At 72.7% G+C, this 17,514-nt stretch carries 17 protein-coding genes; 5 read left to right on the top strand and 12 right to left on the bottom strand.

Translation table 11 applies throughout. The features are described from left to right. Positions 1 to 46 precede the first annotated feature (46 nt). Positions 47 to 1,732 carry a murein biosynthesis integral membrane protein MurJ gene (murJ, locus tag ACZ4FH_RS07615; protein ID WP_467303041.1) on the bottom strand — a complete coding sequence of 562 codons (1,686 nt, stop codon included), beginning with the start codon at positions 1,730 to 1,732 and terminating at the stop codon, positions 47 to 49. Further along, positions 1,729 to 2,892 (bottom strand): lipid II:glycine glycyltransferase FemX, encoded by a 1,164-nt coding sequence (locus ACZ4FH_RS07610; RefSeq protein WP_467303040.1) that lies wholly within the window; start codon positions 2,890 to 2,892, stop codon positions 1,729 to 1,731. The genes murJ and ACZ4FH_RS07610 overlap by 4 nt, the downstream gene beginning before the upstream one ends. Before the next feature lie 225 nt (positions 2,893 to 3,117). Here ACZ4FH_RS07610 and ACZ4FH_RS07605 point away from each other — a divergent pair, with 225 nt between their 5' ends. After that, positions 3,118 to 4,350, top strand: coding sequence for a L,D-transpeptidase (locus ACZ4FH_RS07605; RefSeq protein WP_467303038.1), 1,233 nt, complete (start codon positions 3,118 to 3,120; stop codon positions 4,348 to 4,350). A gap of 140 nt (positions 4,351 to 4,490) precedes the next feature. On the opposite strand, the gene ACZ4FH_RS07600 is transcribed toward ACZ4FH_RS07605, so the two are convergent. The 5 genes from ACZ4FH_RS07600 to ACZ4FH_RS07580 all read right to left on the bottom strand — a co-directional run bounded on the left by ACZ4FH_RS07600 (position 4,491) and on the right by ACZ4FH_RS07580 (position 8,262). After that, positions 4,491 to 5,363, bottom strand: coding sequence for an amino acid ABC transporter permease (locus tag ACZ4FH_RS07600; RefSeq protein ID WP_467303037.1), 873 nt, complete (start codon positions 5,361 to 5,363; stop codon positions 4,491 to 4,493). Further along, positions 5,360 to 6,004, bottom strand: coding sequence for an amino acid ABC transporter permease (locus tag ACZ4FH_RS07595; protein ID WP_383639102.1), 645 nt, complete (start codon positions 6,002 to 6,004; stop codon positions 5,360 to 5,362). The genes ACZ4FH_RS07600 and ACZ4FH_RS07595 overlap by 4 nt, the downstream gene beginning before the upstream one ends. 16 nt (positions 6,005 to 6,020) lie before the next feature. Further along, a complete protein-coding gene (locus tag ACZ4FH_RS07590) occupies positions 6,021 to 6,932 on the bottom strand; it encodes a glutamate ABC transporter substrate-binding protein (protein WP_467303036.1) in 912 nt (303 codons plus the stop codon). A gap of 13 nt (positions 6,933 to 6,945) precedes the next feature. Beyond that, entirely contained in the window at positions 6,946 to 7,689 is a 744-nt protein-coding gene (locus ACZ4FH_RS07585) for an amino acid ABC transporter ATP-binding protein (RefSeq protein WP_467303034.1), read from the bottom strand. A gap of 132 nt (positions 7,690 to 7,821) precedes the next feature. Further along, positions 7,822 to 8,262: a DUF6278 family protein gene (locus ACZ4FH_RS07580; protein ID WP_385108872.1), complete on the bottom strand. Its 441-nt coding sequence runs from the start codon at positions 8,260 to 8,262 to the stop codon at positions 7,822 to 7,824. A 382-nt stretch (positions 8,263 to 8,644) separates the two neighbouring features. Between ACZ4FH_RS07580 and ACZ4FH_RS07575 the strand changes: the two genes are divergently transcribed. Beyond that, on the top strand, positions 8,645 to 9,832 hold the full coding sequence (locus ACZ4FH_RS07575) for a Cmx/CmrA family chloramphenicol efflux MFS transporter (RefSeq protein WP_467303031.1): 1,188 nt from the start codon (positions 8,645 to 8,647) through the stop codon (positions 9,830 to 9,832). Positions 9,833 to 9,874: 42 nt separating this feature from the next. Here ACZ4FH_RS07575 and ACZ4FH_RS07570 read toward each other — a convergent pair whose 3' ends face one another. The 4 genes from ACZ4FH_RS07570 to ACZ4FH_RS07555 form a co-directional block, all read right to left on the bottom strand. Then, positions 9,875 to 10,654, bottom strand: coding sequence for an exodeoxyribonuclease III (locus ACZ4FH_RS07570; RefSeq protein ID WP_383639117.1), 780 nt, complete (start codon positions 10,652 to 10,654; stop codon positions 9,875 to 9,877). A gap of 48 nt (positions 10,655 to 10,702) precedes the next feature. Then, positions 10,703 to 11,365, bottom strand: a complete 663-nt coding sequence (locus ACZ4FH_RS07565; protein ID WP_467303030.1) for an MBL fold metallo-hydrolase — start codon at positions 11,363 to 11,365, stop codon at positions 10,703 to 10,705. Positions 11,366 to 11,377: 12 nt separating this feature from the next. Further along, positions 11,378 to 12,655: a bifunctional 3-oxoadipate enol-lactonase/4-carboxymuconolactone decarboxylase PcaDC gene (gene pcaDC, locus ACZ4FH_RS07560; protein WP_467303028.1), complete on the bottom strand. Its 1,278-nt coding sequence runs from the start codon at positions 12,653 to 12,655 to the stop codon at positions 11,378 to 11,380. Positions 12,656 to 12,830: 175 nt separating this feature from the next. Then, complete coding sequence (locus ACZ4FH_RS07555) at positions 12,831 to 13,793, bottom strand: ArsR/SmtB family transcription factor (RefSeq protein ID WP_467303026.1); 963 nt, start codon at positions 13,791 to 13,793, stop codon at positions 12,831 to 12,833. A gap of 66 nt (positions 13,794 to 13,859) precedes the next feature. On the opposite strand from ACZ4FH_RS07555, the gene ACZ4FH_RS07550 reads away from it, so the two are divergent. The 3 genes from ACZ4FH_RS07550 to pyrB all read left to right on the top strand — a co-directional run bounded on the left by ACZ4FH_RS07550 (position 13,860) and on the right by pyrB (position 16,262). Continuing rightward, positions 13,860 to 14,330: a cupin domain-containing protein gene (locus tag ACZ4FH_RS07550; RefSeq protein WP_467303025.1), complete on the top strand. Its 471-nt coding sequence runs from the start codon at positions 13,860 to 13,862 to the stop codon at positions 14,328 to 14,330. A gap of 89 nt (positions 14,331 to 14,419) precedes the next feature. Next, positions 14,420 to 15,094 carry an SDR family NAD(P)-dependent oxidoreductase gene (locus tag ACZ4FH_RS07545; protein WP_467303023.1) on the top strand — a complete coding sequence of 225 codons (675 nt, stop codon included), beginning with the start codon at positions 14,420 to 14,422 and terminating at the stop codon, positions 15,092 to 15,094. 91 nt (positions 15,095 to 15,185) lie between these two features. After that, on the top strand, positions 15,186 to 16,262 hold the full coding sequence (gene pyrB, locus ACZ4FH_RS07540; RefSeq protein WP_467303021.1) for an aspartate carbamoyltransferase: 1,077 nt from the start codon (positions 15,186 to 15,188) through the stop codon (positions 16,260 to 16,262). A gap of 34 nt (positions 16,263 to 16,296) precedes the next feature. On the opposite strand, the gene ACZ4FH_RS07535 is transcribed toward pyrB, so the two are convergent. After that, positions 16,297 to 17,484 (bottom strand): cytochrome P450, encoded by a 1,188-nt coding sequence (locus ACZ4FH_RS07535; RefSeq protein ID WP_467303020.1) that lies wholly within the window; start codon positions 17,482 to 17,484, stop codon positions 16,297 to 16,299. Positions 17,485 to 17,514 lie beyond the last annotated feature (30 nt).

The following is a 17,514-nucleotide window of genomic DNA, read 5'->3' as shown; positions in this document are numbered from 1 at the left end:
GTATCCCGGGGGCGAGGAGGGCGGGGAGGCGGGGCGGGGAGGCGGGTCAGCGGCGGCGCAGCCGGCCGCGTACGGCGCCGAGCGCGGTGGCCACCTCGGTCAGCCGCAGCGGGCGGGCCAGCGCGGCCACCACGAGGACGAGGACGGCGGTCCCGGCCCCGGCGGCGGCAAGGTCGCCGAGCCCGGATCCGCCGGTGTCGACGGCGCGGGCCGCCGCGTACGCCAGCAGTCCGGCGGGCACACAGGCGACGGCCAGCCGGGCGTGGGCCCACACCCCCGGCGAGCGCAGCAGGGCGGTGCGGCCGGGCCCGGCCGGGGAGAGCCTGCGGTGCAGGACGTACGCGGTGGCGGCGAAGCCGGCGAACAGCGCCACGGAGTACGCCCCGGCCATGCCCGTCACCGCCCAGCGCGCCGGGAGCAGCAGATACGCGGCGGCCGAGAGCCCGGCGTTGAGGGCGGCGATGACCAGGTTGAGGAGGAACGGGGTCCGGGTGTCGCTCATCGCGTAGAAGCCGCGCGAGAGCACGTACTGCCCGGAGAAGGCGATGAGTCCGGGGGCGAACGCCGCCATCATCCCGGCCATCACGGTGATGTCGGCCGGTCCGGTGCGCCCGTAGCCGAAGACGGAGCCCATCACCCACGGCGCGAGCGCCAGCAGGGCGGCGGCGGCCGGGACGACCACGGCGGCGGAGGTGCGCAGCGCGTAGGAGACGTCCCGGCGCACCCCGGCGAGGTCTCCCTCGGTCGCGGCCCTGCTCATCCTCGGCATCAGCGCGGTGACGAGGCTGACGGTCACGATGCCCTGGGGCACCACCCAGAGCTGATAGGCGTAGCTGTACGCGGTGTAGCCGGCGCCGCCCAGGACGCCCTGGTCGGCGGCGTGCTGGCCGGTGGCGGTGGAGAGCCGGGTCACCACCCAGTAGGCGGCCTGGTTGGTCAGCACGAGCATGACGAGCCAGCCGGCCGCGCGCAGCGGCCGGGTCAGTCCGCTGCCGCGCCAGTCGAACCGGGGCCGCCAGCGGAAGCGGGCGGCGCGCAGCGCGGGGACCAGGGCGAGGGTCTGCACGACGATCCCGGCGGTGGTGCCCCAGCCGAGCAGCCGGGTCTGTGCGGCGGTCAGCGTGCCGTCCGAACCGGCCGCGGTCCACAGATAGATCCCGAACACCCCGATGATCACGAGGTTGTTGAGGACGGGGGTCCACATCATCGCCCCGAACCTGTTCCGGGCGTTGAGGACTTGGCCGAGCAGGGTGAAGAGCCCGTAGAAGAGGATCTGCGGCAGGCAGTAGCGGGCCAGCGCGACGGTCAGCTCGGCCTGGTCGCCGTCGTAGGTGGGTGCGTAGACCGAGATGATCAGCGGGGCGGCGGCGACGGCGAGGCCGGTGAGGGCGAGCAGTCCGACGGTGCACAGGGTGAGCAGCCGGTCGGTGTAGGCGGCGCCTCCGTCGGCGTGCTCCTTGGCGGCCCGGACCAGTTCGGGGACGAACACGGCGTTGAGGGCGCCGCCGATGAGCAGGATGTAGAGGATGTTGGGGACGGTGTTGGCGACCGAGTAGCCGTCGGCCCGCAGTCCGGTGCCGAGCGCGGCGACGACGACCGCCGAGCGTATGAAGCCGGTCGCGCGCGAGACGACCGATCCGGCGGCCATCACCGCGCCGCTGCGCAGCACGGAGCCGGACGTCCGTGCCGTCTTCTCGTCGGTGGCCGCCGACGCGGCCGTGTCCGCGGTCACCGGTGCGCCAGATACGTCTGGAACGCCCGGTACAGCGCGTTGTTCGCCGCTCCGCCCACCGATGTCTCCCACTCTCCGAGGGTCTCCACGACCTGCCCGCCGGTGCCGAGCTTCCAGCGCAGCAGTCCGAAGGGGCGGTCATCGGGATCGAGGGTGGAGGATACCCCGCGCATGTCGTACACCTCGGCGCCCAGGGCGTGGGCGTCCTGGATCATCTGCCACTGCAGGGCGTTGCTGGGGCGGACCTCGCGCCGGTGGTCGGCGGAGGCGCCGGTCTGGTACCAGACCCGGCCCCCGGTGGTGATCATGGTGTGGGCGGCCAGGATCTCGCCCCGGTGGACGGCGAGGCAGAGCCGCATCCGGCCGGGGCTCTCGGCGTTGAGGACCGCGTACTGGCGCTGGTAGTAGGCGAGGGAGCGGCCGAGCCGGAAGCCGTCGCGCTCCTCGGTGATCCGCAGCAGCCGGTGGAACTCGGGCAGTTCGGCCGCGCCGCCGGTGACGACGCGCACGCCCGCCTTCCCTGCCTTGCGGACGTTGCGGCGCCACTCCTGGTTGAGGCCGGACCACAGGTCCTCGGTGGTGCGTCCGGCGAGCGGGACGCGGAAGACGTGGCGGGGCTGGGCGTCGGCGTCGTCGCCGTCCCCGCCGCAGCGCCGCCAGCCCCGGGCCCGCAGCCGGTCGGCGACGGCCACGCCGAGCGGGTCGACGGCGTGGGCCAGGACGTCGCCGATGCTGCGGCCCGGCCCGGTCCCGGCCTTGAGCCGGGGCGCGTCCCAGCTGCGGTAGGCCGGGGACGGTCCGATGCGTACGGCGAAGGCGCCCGCGGCGCGCACATGGGCCAGGAGCGGGCGCAGCCAGCGGTCCAGGCCCGGATCGGCCCAGTCGGCGACCGGCCCCTCCGGCATATAGGCGAAGTATTTCCGGGTGCCCGGGAATTGCCGGTAGAGAATGAGGGCGCTGCCGGCCAATTCCCCGCGGTCGCCGGTCCAGCCGACGCTTTCCGCTTTCCACTGCTCCTTCACCCCGGCCCAGGACGGGTACTGCAGAAAGCTCGCGTCCGGCCGTCCGGCGAGGTGCGCGCGGTGCTGGTCGGCCGTCAGCGGGTGGATCGGCAGTTCCTGGTCACGGCTGCGGTCTCCGGTCGCGAGCAGCGCTGACATCTCCGTGGCCCTCCCTCGTGGGCCCCGCGGTCGGTCCTGCGGGGCTGCACAGGATGCTCACAGCGGTCCATGACCGGTCCGCGCGCCGGATGTGACGGGACGATGACCGTTCCGCTGCGCTTTCCGTCACACACCGCATTCCCGTTTTTCGGCAGATTCGCGGAACCTAGGCTCCGGAGAATGCCTCTCATTCGACGACACAGCACGGCCCAGGAGGTTTTTCCGTTGATTCCCGCCTCTCCCATATCCCGTTTCCGGCGCGCCGCCCGCACCGCGCCGGCCCCGAGGATCGCCCTGATCGCCGGGACGGCGGTCCTCGGGCTCACGCTCACGGCCTGTTCCGGCGGCGCCTCGGCCTCGGACCGCGCGGCGGACGGAAAGGGCGGCGCCTCATCCGCCGCTCCGGCGAAGGCCCGGATCACGGTGAGCCCACACGGCGCGGCGGTCCGCGCCGGCACCCCGGTCACGGTCGCCCTGGCCGCCGGGAAGCTGCGCACCGTGACGGTCGAGGCGCAGGGCGGCGCGGCCCTCACCGGCCGGATCTCCCCCGACGGCAGGACCTGGACGTCCGACCGCCCGGCCGCGCCCGGCACCACGTACCGCGTGACGGCGAAGGACACCGCGGGCGGCGGTGACACGGCCGGGTTCACCACGGCGGCGGCGGAGAAGGTCAACAAGCTGACGCTGGCGCCCGGCAAGAACACCACGGTGGGCATCGCCCAGCCGCTGTCGGTCGTCTTCGACCACCCGGTGAAGAACAAGGCGGCCGTCGAACGGGCGCTCAAGGTGACCACCTCGAACGGCACCGAGGGTTCCTGGGGCTGGGTGGAGGACTACTCCGGCCGGGACCGGGTGGACTGGCGGCCCAAGGAGTACTGGAAGCCGGGCACCCGGATCACGCTGGCCGCCGGGCTGAACGGGGTGGACTCGGGCCCCTCGGGCGGCTTCTTCGTCCGCGACTACGCGACGGGGTTCACCGTCGGGGAGAGCCAGGTGGTCCGGGTCGATCTGGACCGGCACCGGCTGGCGCTGAAGCGGGACGGCCGCACGGTCATGGACGTGCCCGTGTCGGGCGGGACCCCGGGCGGGGACCGGGCGTCCTGGCGGGGGACGGCCGTCCTGATGGCCAAGGAGGGCACGATCAACATGCGGTCCGAGACGGTCGGCCTGGGCGACGCCTACGACAAGATGGTCGACTACTCGATGCGGCTGACCTGGTCGGGGATGTACGCGCACGCGGCGCCGTGGAACGCGGCGTACTTCGGGCGGGCCAACCACAGTTCGGGCTGCGTCGGGATGAGCGACGCGAACGCCGCCGAACTGTTCCGGCGGGCCCGCGTCGGTGACCCCTTCGAGATCACCGGCGCGGACGCCAAGGGCACGGTCGCGGTGGGCAACGGCTACGGGGCGTGGAACGTCTCCTGGGCCGACTGGCAGGCCCGGAGCGCTCTGCGGTGACCGGACCGGCCGGCGCGCAGCTGACCTTCTTCCCACGGCACGGACCCTCGTACGCGTCCGTGCCGTGTGCGCGAAAGTGATCACCGGCTGCCGCCGGACGGTGCACCGCTCCCCGGGGCCGCCTCGCGGCGGTTCCCGGTCTACTGGGCGCCGGACATCAGCGTCCCCGGCTGGGCCGGGCCGACGCCCGTCCCCTCGGTCTTCGGGCTGCGGCGTTCCCGCTTGGCCACCCACGTCGCGAACCAGGACAGCAGCATGCACATCCCGATGTAGATCGGTGAGATCACCATGACCACGGGGATGAACGGGAGGTCGTAGTCGAGGTTGGAGGCGATGAGCTTTCCGGCGTGGAGGAACTCCTCGTAGGTGATCAGATAGCCGAGCGAGGTGTCCTTCAGCGCGACGACGAGCTGGCTGATGATGGTCGGCAGCATCGCGCGGACCGCCTGCGGGGCGAGGACGAAGGTCATGACCTGCGTCTTGCGCATCCCGAGGGCGAAGGCCGCCTCGCCCTGGCCGCGTTCCACGGAGTTGATGCCGGTGCGGAACACCTCGGCGAGGACCGAGCCGTTGTACAGGGTCAGTCCGGCGACGAGGGCGGGCAGCGGCTGCACCTTCAGGGCGACGAAGATGAAGAAGATCATCACCAGGACGGGCATGGCCCGGAAGAACTCGACCAGGACGGTCGCCACCCAGCGCACCGGCCGGTGGTCGGAGAGCCGCCCGACCGCGAGGACCGCGCCGAGCGCCAGGGACAGCACGGCCGCGTAGGCGAACGCCTTGAGGGTGTTGCCGAGTCCGCGCAGCAGGAGTTCCTGGATGCCCTTGTACTCGAAGGGGGTCCATTTGGCGCTGGTGAACTGGCCGGTGTCGAAGAGCAGGTAGACGACCCAGCCGACCAGGGCGGCGAGCAGGACTGTGGAGACGATCCCGTAGACCAGGTGCCGCTTGCGGGTGGCCGGGCCGGGGATGTCGTAGAGCGCGGTGGCGGTGGGGGCGGAGTGGGTGGTCATCGGGCGACTCCCCAGCGCTTCTCCATCACGTGGAAGAGCGCGCTGATGAACAGGGTGATGATCAGATAGCCGACGGCGATCCAGACGAAGGTCCAGATGATGCTGTAGCCCAGCTCGTTCAGCGTCTTGTAGGTGCCGAGGAGCTCGGTGACGCTGAACGCCCCGGCGATCGCGGAGTTCTTGGCGAGGGCGATGAGGGTGGAGCCGATCGGCGGGATGACCGAACGGAAGGCCTGCGGGAGCACCACGTTGCCGAGCGTCTGGCCGAAGGTCATGCCCAGGCTGCGGGCCGCCTCGCCCTGTCCGGTGGGCACGGTGTTGATGCCGGAGCGCAGCACCTCGCAGATGAACGCGGAGGTGTAGCAGCCCAGCGCGAGGATGGCGAAGACGTTGAACGGCAGCACCAGGCCGAAGCGCGGGAGTCCGAGGAGCACGGCGAAGAACAGCAGGGTCAGCGGGGTGTTGCGGAGCACGGTCACCCAGACCGTGCCGATCACCCGGAACGAACCGACGGGCGCCACCCGGAACGAGGCCATCACGAAGCCGAGGACCAGGGCCAGCAGCGAGGCCCAGAAGGTGAGTTCGACGGTGCCGAGGAATCCCTTGCCGTAGAGCGAGAAGTTGTCGGTGAGTACGTCCATGGATCCGGCCGTCCTCTCAGTTCGCCGGGTAGCGGTCGATGGGCGGCGGCTTCGGCGCGGGCACCCCGGAGAGCCCGAGCGTGGCCTCGAAGGCCTTCTTCCAGTTGCCGTTCTTCTGGTTGGCCTCCAGCGCGTCGTCGAGCGCGAACCGCAGCGCGTTGTCGCTGCGCGGCACCCCGATGCCGTACGGCTCCTCGGAGAAGGGCTTGCCGACGACCTTCATCTCGTCCGGCGCCTTCGCGGCGAAGCCGAGCAGGATCGCGTCGTCGGTGGTGACGACGTCGACCTGGTAGGTGAGCAGGTTGTCGACGCAGATCGAGTACGTGTCGTACGCGACGAGGTCGGCCTTGGGGTAGTCGGCGGCGATCCGCTGGTACGGGGTGGAGCCGGCCGCCGAGCAGACCGTCTTGCCGGCCAGGTCCTGGGGGCCGTGGATGTCGTTCTCGTCCGTGCGGACCAGCAGCCCCTGGCCGGCCATGTAGTACGGGCCGGCGAACCCGACGAGCTTCTTGCGCATGTCGTTGATGGTGTACGTGCCGACGTAGTAGTCGATCTGCCCGTTCTGCAGGGCGGTCTCGCGGTTGGCGGAGGCGATCGTCTTGAAGCGGATCGTCTTGGGGTCGAAGCCCAGCGAGGCGGCCATCATCCGGGCGATCTCGATGTCGAAGCCGGAGTAGACGCCGGTGGCGGGGTCCTTCTCGCCGAGGTAGGGCTGGTCCTCCTTGGCCCCCACGCGCAGGTAGCCGCGCTTCTTGGCGCTGGTCCAGGTCCGGGAGTCCGGCAGCTCGAAGGCGGTGTCGACGCGGTAGACGGGCAGCGCCTCGGGCTGGGGGCCCTTCACGGGCGGGCTGCCCTCCTTGCCGCAGCCGGCGGCGACGAGAGCGAGCAGCAGGCCGGCACAGGCGGCCAGCGCTTTTCGGGTACGCAACACAGGGCTCCCGTCAGTGCTTGAGGATCTTGGACAGGAAGTCCTTGGCGCGGTCGCTCTCCGGGGCGGTGAAGAAGTCCTCGGGGGTGCGGTCCTCGATGATGCGGCCGTCGGCCATGAAGACGACGCGGTTGGCCGCGGAACGGGCGAAGCCCATCTCATGGGTGACGACGACCATGGTCATCCCCTCCCGGGCGAGCTGCCGCATGACCTCCAGCACCTCGTTGATCATCTCCGGGTCGAGGGCCGAGGTGGGCTCGTCGAACAGGAGTGCCTTGGGGTCCATGGCGAGGGCGCGGGCGATGGCCACGCGCTGCTGCTGTCCGCCGGAGAGCTGGGCGGGGAACTTGTCGGCGTGCGCGGCGAGCCCCACGCGCTCCAGGAGTTCCCGGGACCGCTGGTCGGCCTCGTCCTTCTTCCGCTTGCGGACCTTGAGCTGCGCCAGGGTGACGTTGGCCAGGACCGTCTTGTGCGCGAACAGGTTGAACGACTGGAAGACCATGCCGACTTCGGCACGCAGCTCGGCGAGCCCCTTGCCCTCCTCGGGCAGGGGCCGGCCGTCGATGGTGATGCGTCCCGACTCGATCGTCTCCAGCCGGTTGATGGTCCGGCAGAGCGTCGACTTGCCCGAGCCGGAGGGGCCGATGACCACCACCACCTCCCCGCGGCCGACGGTGAGACTGATGTCCTGCAGGACGTGCAGACTCCCGTAGTGCTTGTTGACGTCCCGCAGTTCGATCAACGGATCGACGGCCATACGCTGCCCTGCCCACTTGTCGCTGTTCGAGGTCAGCGCAAACTATCCAGCCCGGAAAGGGACTTCGCGCCCGACACGCGTAAATGGGGCATAAGGCTTTTTATCTCGCCGCAGGGTGGCGCGGCCCCGCTCTCACCCCTCGGCGGACTCCGCGTACACCTGCGAGAGTTCGGGGCTGCCCGTCATCGCCCAGTCGAGACCGGCCTCCACCACGTCGATCTCGCGCCCCGAGGCCAGTCGCACCACGGGCTGACCACTCGGCCAGATGTGCCAGTGCGCGCCCTCCACCGTGCGCACCAGCACCGTGCCGAGATAGAGGCCCGCGTCGTTGCCCAGCCAGGGCAGCTCCTCCGGATCGTCCCGCCAGCGCGGCGGCAGCTGGTCGAGCGCGACCAACGAGGCCGGACTGTCGTCGAGTTCGAGCCCCCGGTCCCCGGCCCGGACACGCAGCAGCTCGCATTCGGCGAGCAGTTCGGCCACGCCCTCGGGGTCGGCCTCGACGGCCGCCGCCAGCCCCGCCGCGCTCGATCCGTCGTGACGCTTACGCCAGTTGTCCAAGAAAGGGATGTTCATACCGCTCAGGTTCCCACCCCGGCACGGATCCGCACCACAGGGCGCGCGGCCTGTCGTTCGAGTGCTGAACACCACAGGTACGCCGGGCGTTCACCCGCAATCCGGTGGAGCCCCCCGCCGACGGGCTGATACCTTCCCCTGCGTGAGCACCCCCGAGTCCGACAGAGGCTAGCCACCGGTCCGCCGGTGGCCTCCCGCGTCCGCTTCCCGCCGACCCGTGTCGCCGGGGGCTCCGCCCTGCCGCCCGGACCCGTGTGATGCGGGTCGCGCCGCCGTTCCGCCGTTTCGTCGCTCGCCGCCTCTCCTTCCTCGCCGCGAGCGGGTACGGCCCGCATCCCCGACCGACCGCTTCCGTTCCTCAAGCCGTCCATGGGGTCTCTTCATGCCGTTTGCCGTCTACGCGCTCGGGCTCGCCGTCTTCGCCCAGGGCACCTCCGAATTCATGCTGTCCGGTCTGCTGTCGGGCATCTCCGACGATCTGCACGTCTCCCTGCCCGCCGCGGGCCTGCTCACCTCGGCCTTCGCCGTGGGCATGGTGGTGGGGGCGCCGCTGATGGCGCTCCTGGGCCGCGACTGGCCGCGCCGCCGCGCCCTGCTGCTCTTCCTCGGCGTCTTCGCCACGGTCCATGTGGTGGGCGCGGTCACCACGAGTTACGGGGTGCTGCTGGCCACCCGGGCCGTCGCCGCCGTGGCCAACGCCGGATTCTGGGCCGTCGCCCTGGTCACCGCCGTCGCGCTCGCCGGACCCGAGCGGCGGGCGCGGGCCACGTCCGTGGTGGTCGGCGGCGTCACCGTCGCCTGTGTGGCGGGCGTGCCCGCCGGGGCCTGGCTGGGCGGGCTGTGGGGGTGGCGGGCCGCGTTCTGGGCCGTGGCCCTGGTCTGCCTCCCCGCGCTGGCCGTGATCACGGTGGCGATTCCGGCGGGCCGGCCCGCGGAGCGGCTGCCGAGCGCCCGCACCGAGCTGCGGACGCTGGCCCGGCCCCGGCTGCTGCTCGCCCTCGCCACCAGCGCCCTCGTGCAGGGCGCCACGTTCTGCGCGTTCTCCTACCTCGAACCGGTCGCCCGGCAGGTCGCCGGCTTCGGCGCGGCGTGGGTGCCGGTGCTGCTCGCCCTCTTCGGCGTGGGGTCGTTCCTCGGGGTCGCCGTCTGCGGCCGGATCCTCGACTCCCGGCCCGTCGCGCTGACGGCGGCCGGTCTGGTGGCCCTCACCCTGGGCTGGTCCCTCTTCGCCTCGGCCGCCGGAAGCCCGGTCGCCGTCACGCTGCTGGTCCTCGTCCAGGGCATGCTGGCCTTCGGCACCGGGACGGCGCTCATCTCGCATGTCTTCCGGCTCGCGGACGGCGCCCCGACGCTGGCGGGATCCTTCTCCACTGCGGCGTTCAACGTGGGCGCGGCGCTCGGGCCGTGGCTCGGCGGGCTGGCGCTCGGCGCGGGCCTCGGCTTCCGCTCACCGCTGTGGGTGAGCGCGCTGCTGATGCTCCTCTCGCTCGGGACGGCCTCGGCCGCGCTGGGCCGGGCGCGGACTCGGCGGCCGGTGCCCGCGACGGCGGAGCCGGGCCGACGGATCTGAGCGGGGACGGGTGCCGGGGTCCCGCCCCGGCACCCCCTCGCCTCAGAGCTCCAGGTCGACGACGACCGGTGCGTGGTCGGAGGCGCCCTTGCCCTTGCGCTCCTCGCGGTCCACGTAGCTGTCCTTGACTCCGGCGGTGAACGCGGCGTTGCCGTAGACGAGGTCGATGCGCATGCCCTTGTTCTTCGGGAAGCGCAGCTCGCGGTAGTCCCAGAAGGTGTACGGCCGGTCGTACTTCAGCGGGCGGGGCATCACGTCCGACAGGCCCTCCTCGCGCAGTGCGGCGAGGGCGGCCCGCTCGGCGGGGGTGACATGCGTGGCGCCCTCGAAGAGCGCCGGGTCCCAGACGTCCTCGTCGGTCGGGGCCACGTTGAAGTCGCCGAGGACGGCGAACGGGCGGGGCCCGGCCGCGTCCTCGGCGACGGCGGCGCCCAGCGCCTCGAACCAGCGCAGCTTGTACGCGTAGTGCTCGTGCGCGACCTCGCGCCCGTTGGGCACGTACACCGACCAGAGGCGGACCGGGCCGCAGGTGGCGCTGATGGCCCGGGGCTCCTGGACGCCGTCGTAGTCGGGGCCGCCGGGCAGCCCCGTCACGACGTCGTCGAGCCCGGCTCTGGAGACGAGCGCCACCCCGTTCCACCGGCCCGTGGCGTTGACCGCGGACTCGTAGCCCAGCTCTCGCAGCGCGTCGGCCGGGAACTGCTCGGCGGTGCACTTGGTCTCCTGGATGCACAGCACGTCCGTGCCGGTGCTCTCCAGCCAGGCCAGCAGCCTCGGCAGTCGGGCGGTGATCGAGTTGACGTTCCAGGTGGCGATGCGCATGGACGTAAACCTAGCGGCTCCCACTGACAGCCGCCGGGGCGGCGCCGGTCAGACGCCCGTCGATTCGCCCGGGGCCATGCGCGCGTGCCCGGCACCGCCCAGGGCTCCGATCTGGTTGTCGTAGATCGGCCGGGCGAGGTCGGTGAGCAGGGCGTCGTGGATGTCGATGGCGCGGCGCGGCTTCACCTCGCGCACGTAGTCGATGACCTCGGAGATCTTGTTCCAGGGGGCCATCACCGGAAGCATCAGCGTGTCGACCGGCACCTCGGGGACGGTGAGGGCGTCGCCCGGGTGGAAGAGCGAACCGTCCACCAGGAAGCCGATGTTCGTGATGCGCGGGATGTCCGGGTGGATGACCGCGTGCAGTTCGCCGTGGACCTGGATGTCGAAGCCGGCCGCCCGGAAGGTGTCGCCGTTCCCGACCGTGCGGACCCGGCCGGGGAAGGCCGCCGCGAGCTTGTCCGCGACGCTGCGCAGCGTCCAGATCTCGGTGGCCGGGTCGGCCTCCATGGCGGCCCGCAGCCGCCCCTCGTCGAAGTGGTCGGGGTGCTCGTGGGTGACGAGGATCGCCTCGGCCCCGAGCGCCGCGTCGGTCTCGGCGAAGCCGCCCGGGTCGATGACGAGCGTGCGCCCGCCCTTCTCCAGACGGATGCAGGAGTGCGTCTGCTTGGTCAGCGTGAACCCGAGCGGCTCGGGCGTCTGGGCGTCCATGCCGCCATCCTGCTACACGGGCGGGGTGGTTTCGTCCCGGATCACGTTCTGGGCGATGGTGAACGCGGCGCTCGCGGCCGGGATCCCGCAGTACACGGCGGTCTGGAGCAGCACTTCCCGGATCTCGGCCGGGGTGAGCCCGTTGCGCAGGGCGGCGCTGACGTGGGCGGCCAGCCCCTCCAGATGTCCGGAGGCGACCACGGCGGTGAGCGCGACACTGCTGCGGGTGCGCCGGTCGAGCCCCTCGCGGCCCCACACCTCGCCCCAGGCGTAGCGGGTGACGAGTTCCTGGAAGTCGCCGGTGAAGGCGTCGGCGCCGGCCGTCACCGCGTCGACGTGCGCGTCGCCCAGCACCTCGCGGCGGATCCGCATGCCCTTCGCGTACGGGTCGGGGCGCACGCCGTCCACCGTCTCGGGCGGGGCGCCGGCGGCGGTGAGTTCACCGGCCGGCTGCACGGGCGCGGAGAGCGGCGGTACGGGCACGGGCAGGGGGACGGCCGCCAGGGTGTCCTGCCAGGACGCGGAGACGTGCGTGAGCAGCAGATCGGTCACGGCGCCCGGCTGCTCGACCGGGGCGAGGTGGGAGGCGCCGGGGACGAGGGCGAGCCGTGCGTCCGGTATGCCGGCGACCAGGGTGCGGGCGTCGCCGGGCCCGGTGACCTGGTCCTCCGCCCCGACGAGGACGAGCGTGGGGACCCCGATCCGGCCGAGCTCGGCCCGGATGTCGAAGGTGGCCAGGGCCTCGCAGGCGGCGATGTAGCAGCCGGGGTCGGTGGTGCGGACCATCTGGACGGCCCATTCGACGATGGCCGGCTGCGCGGCGGCGAAGGCCGGGGTGAACCAGCGCTCCGGCGCGGTGCGGGCCATCGGCTCCAGCCCGTTCGTCCGGACCATCACCCCGCGCTGGCGGAACTCGTCGGCGGTGCCGAACCGGGGCGAGGAGGCGACCAGCGCCAGCGTGGCGACCCGGTGCGGGTGGCGCAGCGCGAGTTCGGCCCCGATCGCGCCGCCGAGCGAGCAGCCCGCGTAGCCGAACCGCTGCACCCCGAGCCCGTCGAGCGTGGCGATCAGCCGGTCGGCCAGTTCGCCGACGGCCGTGGCCGGGTGCGCGGGCGCACCGCCGTGCCCGGGGAAGTCGTAGCGGAAGACCCTCCAGTGCTGGGTGAGCTCGGGTATCTGTCTGTCCCACATGTGCCATGTGGTGCCCAGCGAGGGGCCGAGGATCAGGACCGGGGCGTCTTCTGGCCCGTCGAAGCGGTATTGCAGGGTGTTCGGCGGTGTATCACTCACGCCCCGCACCCTCTCACGTGTCACAAAATCTCACACAGCCGGGGAAGCCGACCGGCCCGGTGCGTCCGCGACCGTTCGGCGCACCGTGCGGACCGTCACCTGTTCCGGGGGCTTCGCGGAGGTCCTTCTCGCGGTTCCGGTCACGGCTCCCGCAGCGGGGGCTCGGGCACCTCGGTCAGGGGTGTGGAGCGGCCGCGTCCAGGAGGGCGCGGCCGGCCGGGGTGAGCTCGTGGGTGGCGGTGCGGCCGGTCCGGCTGCTGTCGATCAGGCCGGCGTCGCGCAGGATCGTCAGGTGCTCGCTCGCCGTCGGAAGGGTGACGCCCACCAGCCCGGCCACCGCGGTCGTCTGCAGCGGGGTGGTGAGCGCGGCGAGGATCCGTGAGCGCGTCGCTCCCAGGAGACGGCCGAGCGACCTCGGCGCGGCTGGTGCCGACCACAGGTAGCGTCCGGACGCCGGGTAGTAGATCGCCGGGGTCCAGTGGTCCGAGGTGGTGCACTGGACCCGGTCGGTGATGAACAGGGACGGCACGAGAACGAGGCCCTGGGGGCAGTCCACGTCGATGTCGACGGCCTTCGCCACGTCGACGGTGTCGCCTCCGTATCCGGCGGACGGGTGGAGGCGCGGGAGGATCGCGCGCAAACCCTCGCGGTTGACCTGCAGGGCCCGGTCCAGCATCTCGGCCCGCAGCGCCTGCCGCATGGACGGCCACTCCGGTTCCACCACGGCCTTCCACAGGCGACGCAGCGCATCGGCGGCCTCGGCCCTGACCCGGACCGGGTCGTCGAGCAGCCGACGGGCCACGTCCGCCCCGCGCCCCGCCGCGGCGTCGGCCAGCTCCGCGGAGGCCCGGTCGAGAGGTGCGGCGAGGAGGTCCCGCATGCCCTCCTCGAACGTCGGCTCGCTGGTCCTCGGTGACGGATCGAGGAAGTCGGGCCGGTACGCGCCGTCGGCCATGAAGACGGTGAGCGCGCTCAAGTCCAGTCGGGAGATCAGGTGGTGGCGACGGCGCAGCCACGGGTGGAACACGGGGTGACGCCGGGGTTCGGTCAACAGCCGGGCGAGGCCGCCCACTTCGTGGATCGGCGACATCGCCCACCGTACGCTCGCGGCACCGGCGCCCAGTCGGTAGCGGATCACCGCACCATTGTGCGGCCACCGCCGAAGTGAGCGCGAGCGGAACGGGCGAACTCCGAGACTCTGCTCATGCCTGACACGGACCCGGTTGCCTGGCTCTCCACGCGACCCGCACCCCCTCGGACCCGAACGATCCCGCTCGGCGCCCACGGTTCCCGTATCGAAGTCGTCGCCTCCTCGGCGGAGACCGGCGGGACGCTGAGCCTCTACCGGTGGCGCCTGGCGCCCGCGAGCCGGGGCCCCGGCCCGCACTTCCACACGACCTTCGACGAGACCTTCGTCGTCGAGGAGGGTGAGGTCGCCTTCTTCGACGGACGGACCTGGCGCACCCTGCGGCCCGGCGACACCGCGCACGCCGCTGCGGGTGGCGTCCACGCGCTGCGCAAGGAGCGCGCCGAGCCCGCCACCGTGCTCATGATCCTCACGCCGGGCGTCCCGCGCGAGGAGTACTTCGCACGGCTCGCCACGATCGACGAGCGCGAGCTGAGCCGGCTCCACGAAGCCCACGACAACCATTTCGTCGAGGCGCCCGAGATCTGAGGGTGCCGCCACCGCCTCCGGCGTGACGGCACGCGCCGTCACGCCGGACCCCACCTTTCCCACGGAGATTTCCCGCCTCAGGAGGCACTGTGCCCAGCATCGCCATCGTCGGAGCCGGCCCCGGTATGGGCCTGGCCATCGCCCGCACCTTCGGATCCCGGGGCTTTGACGTCGCCCTCGTCGCCCGCAACCGCGGCACGCTCGACGCGTTGGTCGGCCGGCTCGGTGCCGAAGGCATCACCGCTGCCGCGTTCCCCGCGGACGTGCTCGACCCCGCCGCGCTCACCCAGGCGCTCAAGGACGCCGCCACCCGTTTCGGCGGCATCGACGTCCTGGAGTACTCCCCTGCCGTGAGCATCGCGTCCGCGTCACCCACCACCCCGACCGCGACCGATCCGTCCGATGTGCGGTGGGCGATGGACTTCCTGCTCTACGGGGCCATCACCGCCACCCGGGCCGTACTGCCCGCGATGCGCGAGGCCGGCACGGGCACCCTGCTCTACACCAACGGGGGCGGCTCGATCGACCCTCTTCCGATGCTCGGCAACATCAACGCCGCCCAGGCCGCGCTGCGCAACTGGGCGATCGGCCTACACAAGGAACTGGCCGGTACCGGGGTGCAGGCCGCCCACATCGCCATCGGCGTATGGATCGGCGCCGACGCCCCGCCCGGGACACCGTGGGCCTCGGCCGACGAAGTCGCCCCGCTCTACTGGGACCTGCACACGCTGCGCGACGAGCACGAGCGGGTCTTCACCGTGTGAGGCCCCTTGGGATGCTGGACGGCGGCGCGGCGCGGAGCGGTGGGGAACTACCCTCACGTGACCCGTCCCGCGTTGCACCCGGAGTACTGACATGCCCCTGCTCGGCCAGCACATCCTGTCCAGTGAACAGTTCGAACGCGGACATCTCGACCAGCTCTTCGCCCTCGCGGACCGGCTCCGGCCCGCCGCGCGCGGCCTGGCCTCCTGCCGTGTCCTCGAAGGCGCGGTTCTGGCCAGTCTGTTCTTCGAGCCGAGCACCAGGACCCGGCTCAGCTTCGAATCGGCGTTCGCGAAGCTCGGCGGCTCCGTGATCAGCACCTCGTCCGGCGATGCCACCTCGGTGTCGAAGGGCGAGTCGCTGGCCGACACCAGCCGGGTCGTCAGCGGCTACAGCGATGTGCTGGTGGTGCGGCACCCCGCGGAGTCGGCGCTGCGCGAGTTCGCCGGGGCCACGCGGGTCCCGGTGATCAACGGCGGGAACGGGGCCGGCGAGCACCCGACCCAGGCACTGCTCGACCTCTACACGCTGGGGCGGGAGTGCGCCCGGCTGGGCACCGCCCTGGACGGGCGGCGGATCGCGCTGGTCGGCGACCTCCGGCACGGCCGGACCGTGCACTCCCTGGTGCGGCTGCTGTCGCTGTACCGGGACCTCACGCTGGTGTGCGTGTCGCCCGCCGCCCTGCGGATGCCCGCGGACCTGCTCGCGCTGTGCGCCGGGCGCGGCCACCGGGTGGAGGAGACGGACCGGCCCGACACCGGGCTCAGGAACGCCGACGTCGTGTACGCCACCCGCCTGCAGCGGGAGCGGCTCGGCGGCGAGAGCCCGGAGTACGGCGAGGAGTTCCGCATCACCAGGGCGCTGGTGGACGCCTGCTGCCACGAGGGGACCGTCCTCATGCACCCGCTGCCGCGCGACACCCGCCCGGGGGCGATCGACCTCGATCCGGACCTGGACTCCGACCCCCGGCTCGCGGTCTTCCGCCAGACGGACGGGGGCGTCGCCGTGCGCATGGCGCTGTTCGCCTCGGTGCTCGGCGTGGCGGACGAGGCCGTGGCGGCGCTGCGCCCGGCCGGCTGGTATCGGCCCGAGCAGATCGGCGTCCAGGACGCCCCGTTCCACCGCGTCCGCGACCTCGACGGCGGCGGCCTGGAGGCGGCGGTGCGCTGAGGGCGGACGAACTCCGTACGAGCCCCTGCGGCGTCTACCGGTCCACGTCCAGCCGCAGCGGGCTGCGCGAGGTCGCGCCGAGGCGCCAGGAGACCGGTGCCGTGGGGTCCGCCAGGCGCAGACCGGGGAAGCGGGCCGCCAGGCGGTGCAGGGCGAGTTGGAGTTCGCAGCGGGCGAGCCAGGCGCCGAGGCAGTAGTGGGGGCCCGCGCCGAAGGAGAGGGTGGGGGCCTCCAGGGGGGCGAAGAGGTCGTGGAGGGTGGCGGGCGGGAAGACGGCGGGGTCGCGGTTGGCCCGGCCGCAGTCGGCGAGGACGGTCGCGCCGGCCGGGATCGTCACCCCGCCGACCTCGACGTCCGTGGCCGTGTGCCGGGCGCTGCCGCGGTCGTCGCCCAGCGGGACGAGGTGGAGGATCCGGTCCGCGACGCGTCCGGCGGCCTCCTCGTCGGCGCCGAGGCGCGGCCAGATTCCGGGGCGTTCGCCCAGGAGGTAGAGCAGTGCGTTGCCGAGCATGGTCGAGGTGCTGTCGTGGCCGCCGACGGCCAGCCCGCACACCAGGGTGACGAGATGGGCGTCCGGTACGCCGCCCTCCCGGTCCGCCGCCGCGACCAGCCCGCTGACCAGGTCGCCGCCGGGGGTCCGCCGCCGCTCCGTGACGAGGTCCGCGCCGAACGCGCGGAACTCCTCCAGGGCGGAGGCCACCTGTTCGCGGTCGTGGGTGCCGTCGGAGAAGGCGTGCTCGCTCCAGTACCGCATCCGCTCCCAGACCGGCTCGTCGAGCCCCATCAGCCGGCTGATCACGGCCACCGGCAGCGGGAGGGTGAACGCCCCGACCGCGTCCACGGGTCCGGGCAGGGTCTCCAGCCGGCCGAGGAGGTCGTCCACCATCTCCGCGATCCACGGCCGCCAGCGGGCGACGGACCGCGGGGTGAACGCCCGGCGCAGGGTGCGGCGCAGCCGCAGATGGGCGGCGCCGTCCTGGTTGAACATGAGGTCGGGGCTGCTCACCAGGTCGGGGACGTCGGAGAGGGGCGGGGCCTCGGGGGTGAAGAGCCGGGCCCGGCCGAATCTCGGGTCGGAGAGCACCTGCCGGACGTCGGCGTAGCGGCTGACCAGCCAGACGGGGGCGCCACCGGGGGGTTCGGCGAGGCGGGGCGGGCCCGGTGCGTCGAAGTGCAGGCGGTGCAGGGGCACCGGGGCGCGGGGCGCGGACTCGGCGGTCAACGTACCTCCTGGCGTGGGCGGTCGGGGCGG

Source organism: Streptomyces sp. NPDC024555 (assembly GCF_055559335.1).
Note: the sequence above shows the minus strand (reverse complement) of the source record. Positions and strands in the feature narration are given on the sequence as shown.

What these genes read in the sequence shown, in the direction of transcription:
- pyrB (WP_467303021.1), top strand. Translation starts at nt 15,186, where the DNA reads ATGCCCCTGCTCGGCCAGCACATCCTGTCCAGTGAACAGTTCGAACGC.
- ACZ4FH_RS07585 (WP_467303034.1), bottom strand. Translation starts at nt 7,689, where the DNA reads ATGGCCGTCGATCCGTTGATCGAACTGCGGGACGTCAACAAGCACTAC.
- ACZ4FH_RS07595 (WP_383639102.1), bottom strand. Translation starts at nt 6,004, where the DNA reads ATGGACGTACTCACCGACAACTTCTCGCTCTACGGCAAGGGATTCCTC.
- ACZ4FH_RS07565 (WP_467303030.1), bottom strand. Translation starts at nt 11,365, where the DNA reads ATGGACGCCCAGACGCCCGAGCCGCTCGGGTTCACGCTGACCAAGCAG.
- ACZ4FH_RS07610 (WP_467303040.1), bottom strand. Translation starts at nt 2,892, where the DNA reads ATGTCAGCGCTGCTCGCGACCGGAGACCGCAGCCGTGACCAGGAACTG.
- ACZ4FH_RS07575 (WP_467303031.1), top strand. Translation starts at nt 8,645, where the DNA reads ATGCCGTTTGCCGTCTACGCGCTCGGGCTCGCCGTCTTCGCCCAGGGC.
- ACZ4FH_RS07550 (WP_467303025.1), top strand. Translation starts at nt 13,860, where the DNA reads ATGCCTGACACGGACCCGGTTGCCTGGCTCTCCACGCGACCCGCACCC.
- ACZ4FH_RS07570 (WP_383639117.1), bottom strand. Translation starts at nt 10,654, where the DNA reads ATGCGCATCGCCACCTGGAACGTCAACTCGATCACCGCCCGACTGCCG.
- ACZ4FH_RS07600 (WP_467303037.1), bottom strand. Translation starts at nt 5,363, where the DNA reads ATGACCACCCACTCCGCCCCCACCGCCACCGCGCTCTACGACATCCCC.
- ACZ4FH_RS07580 (WP_385108872.1), bottom strand. Translation starts at nt 8,262, where the DNA reads ATGAACATCCCTTTCTTGGACAACTGGCGTAAGCGTCACGACGGATCG.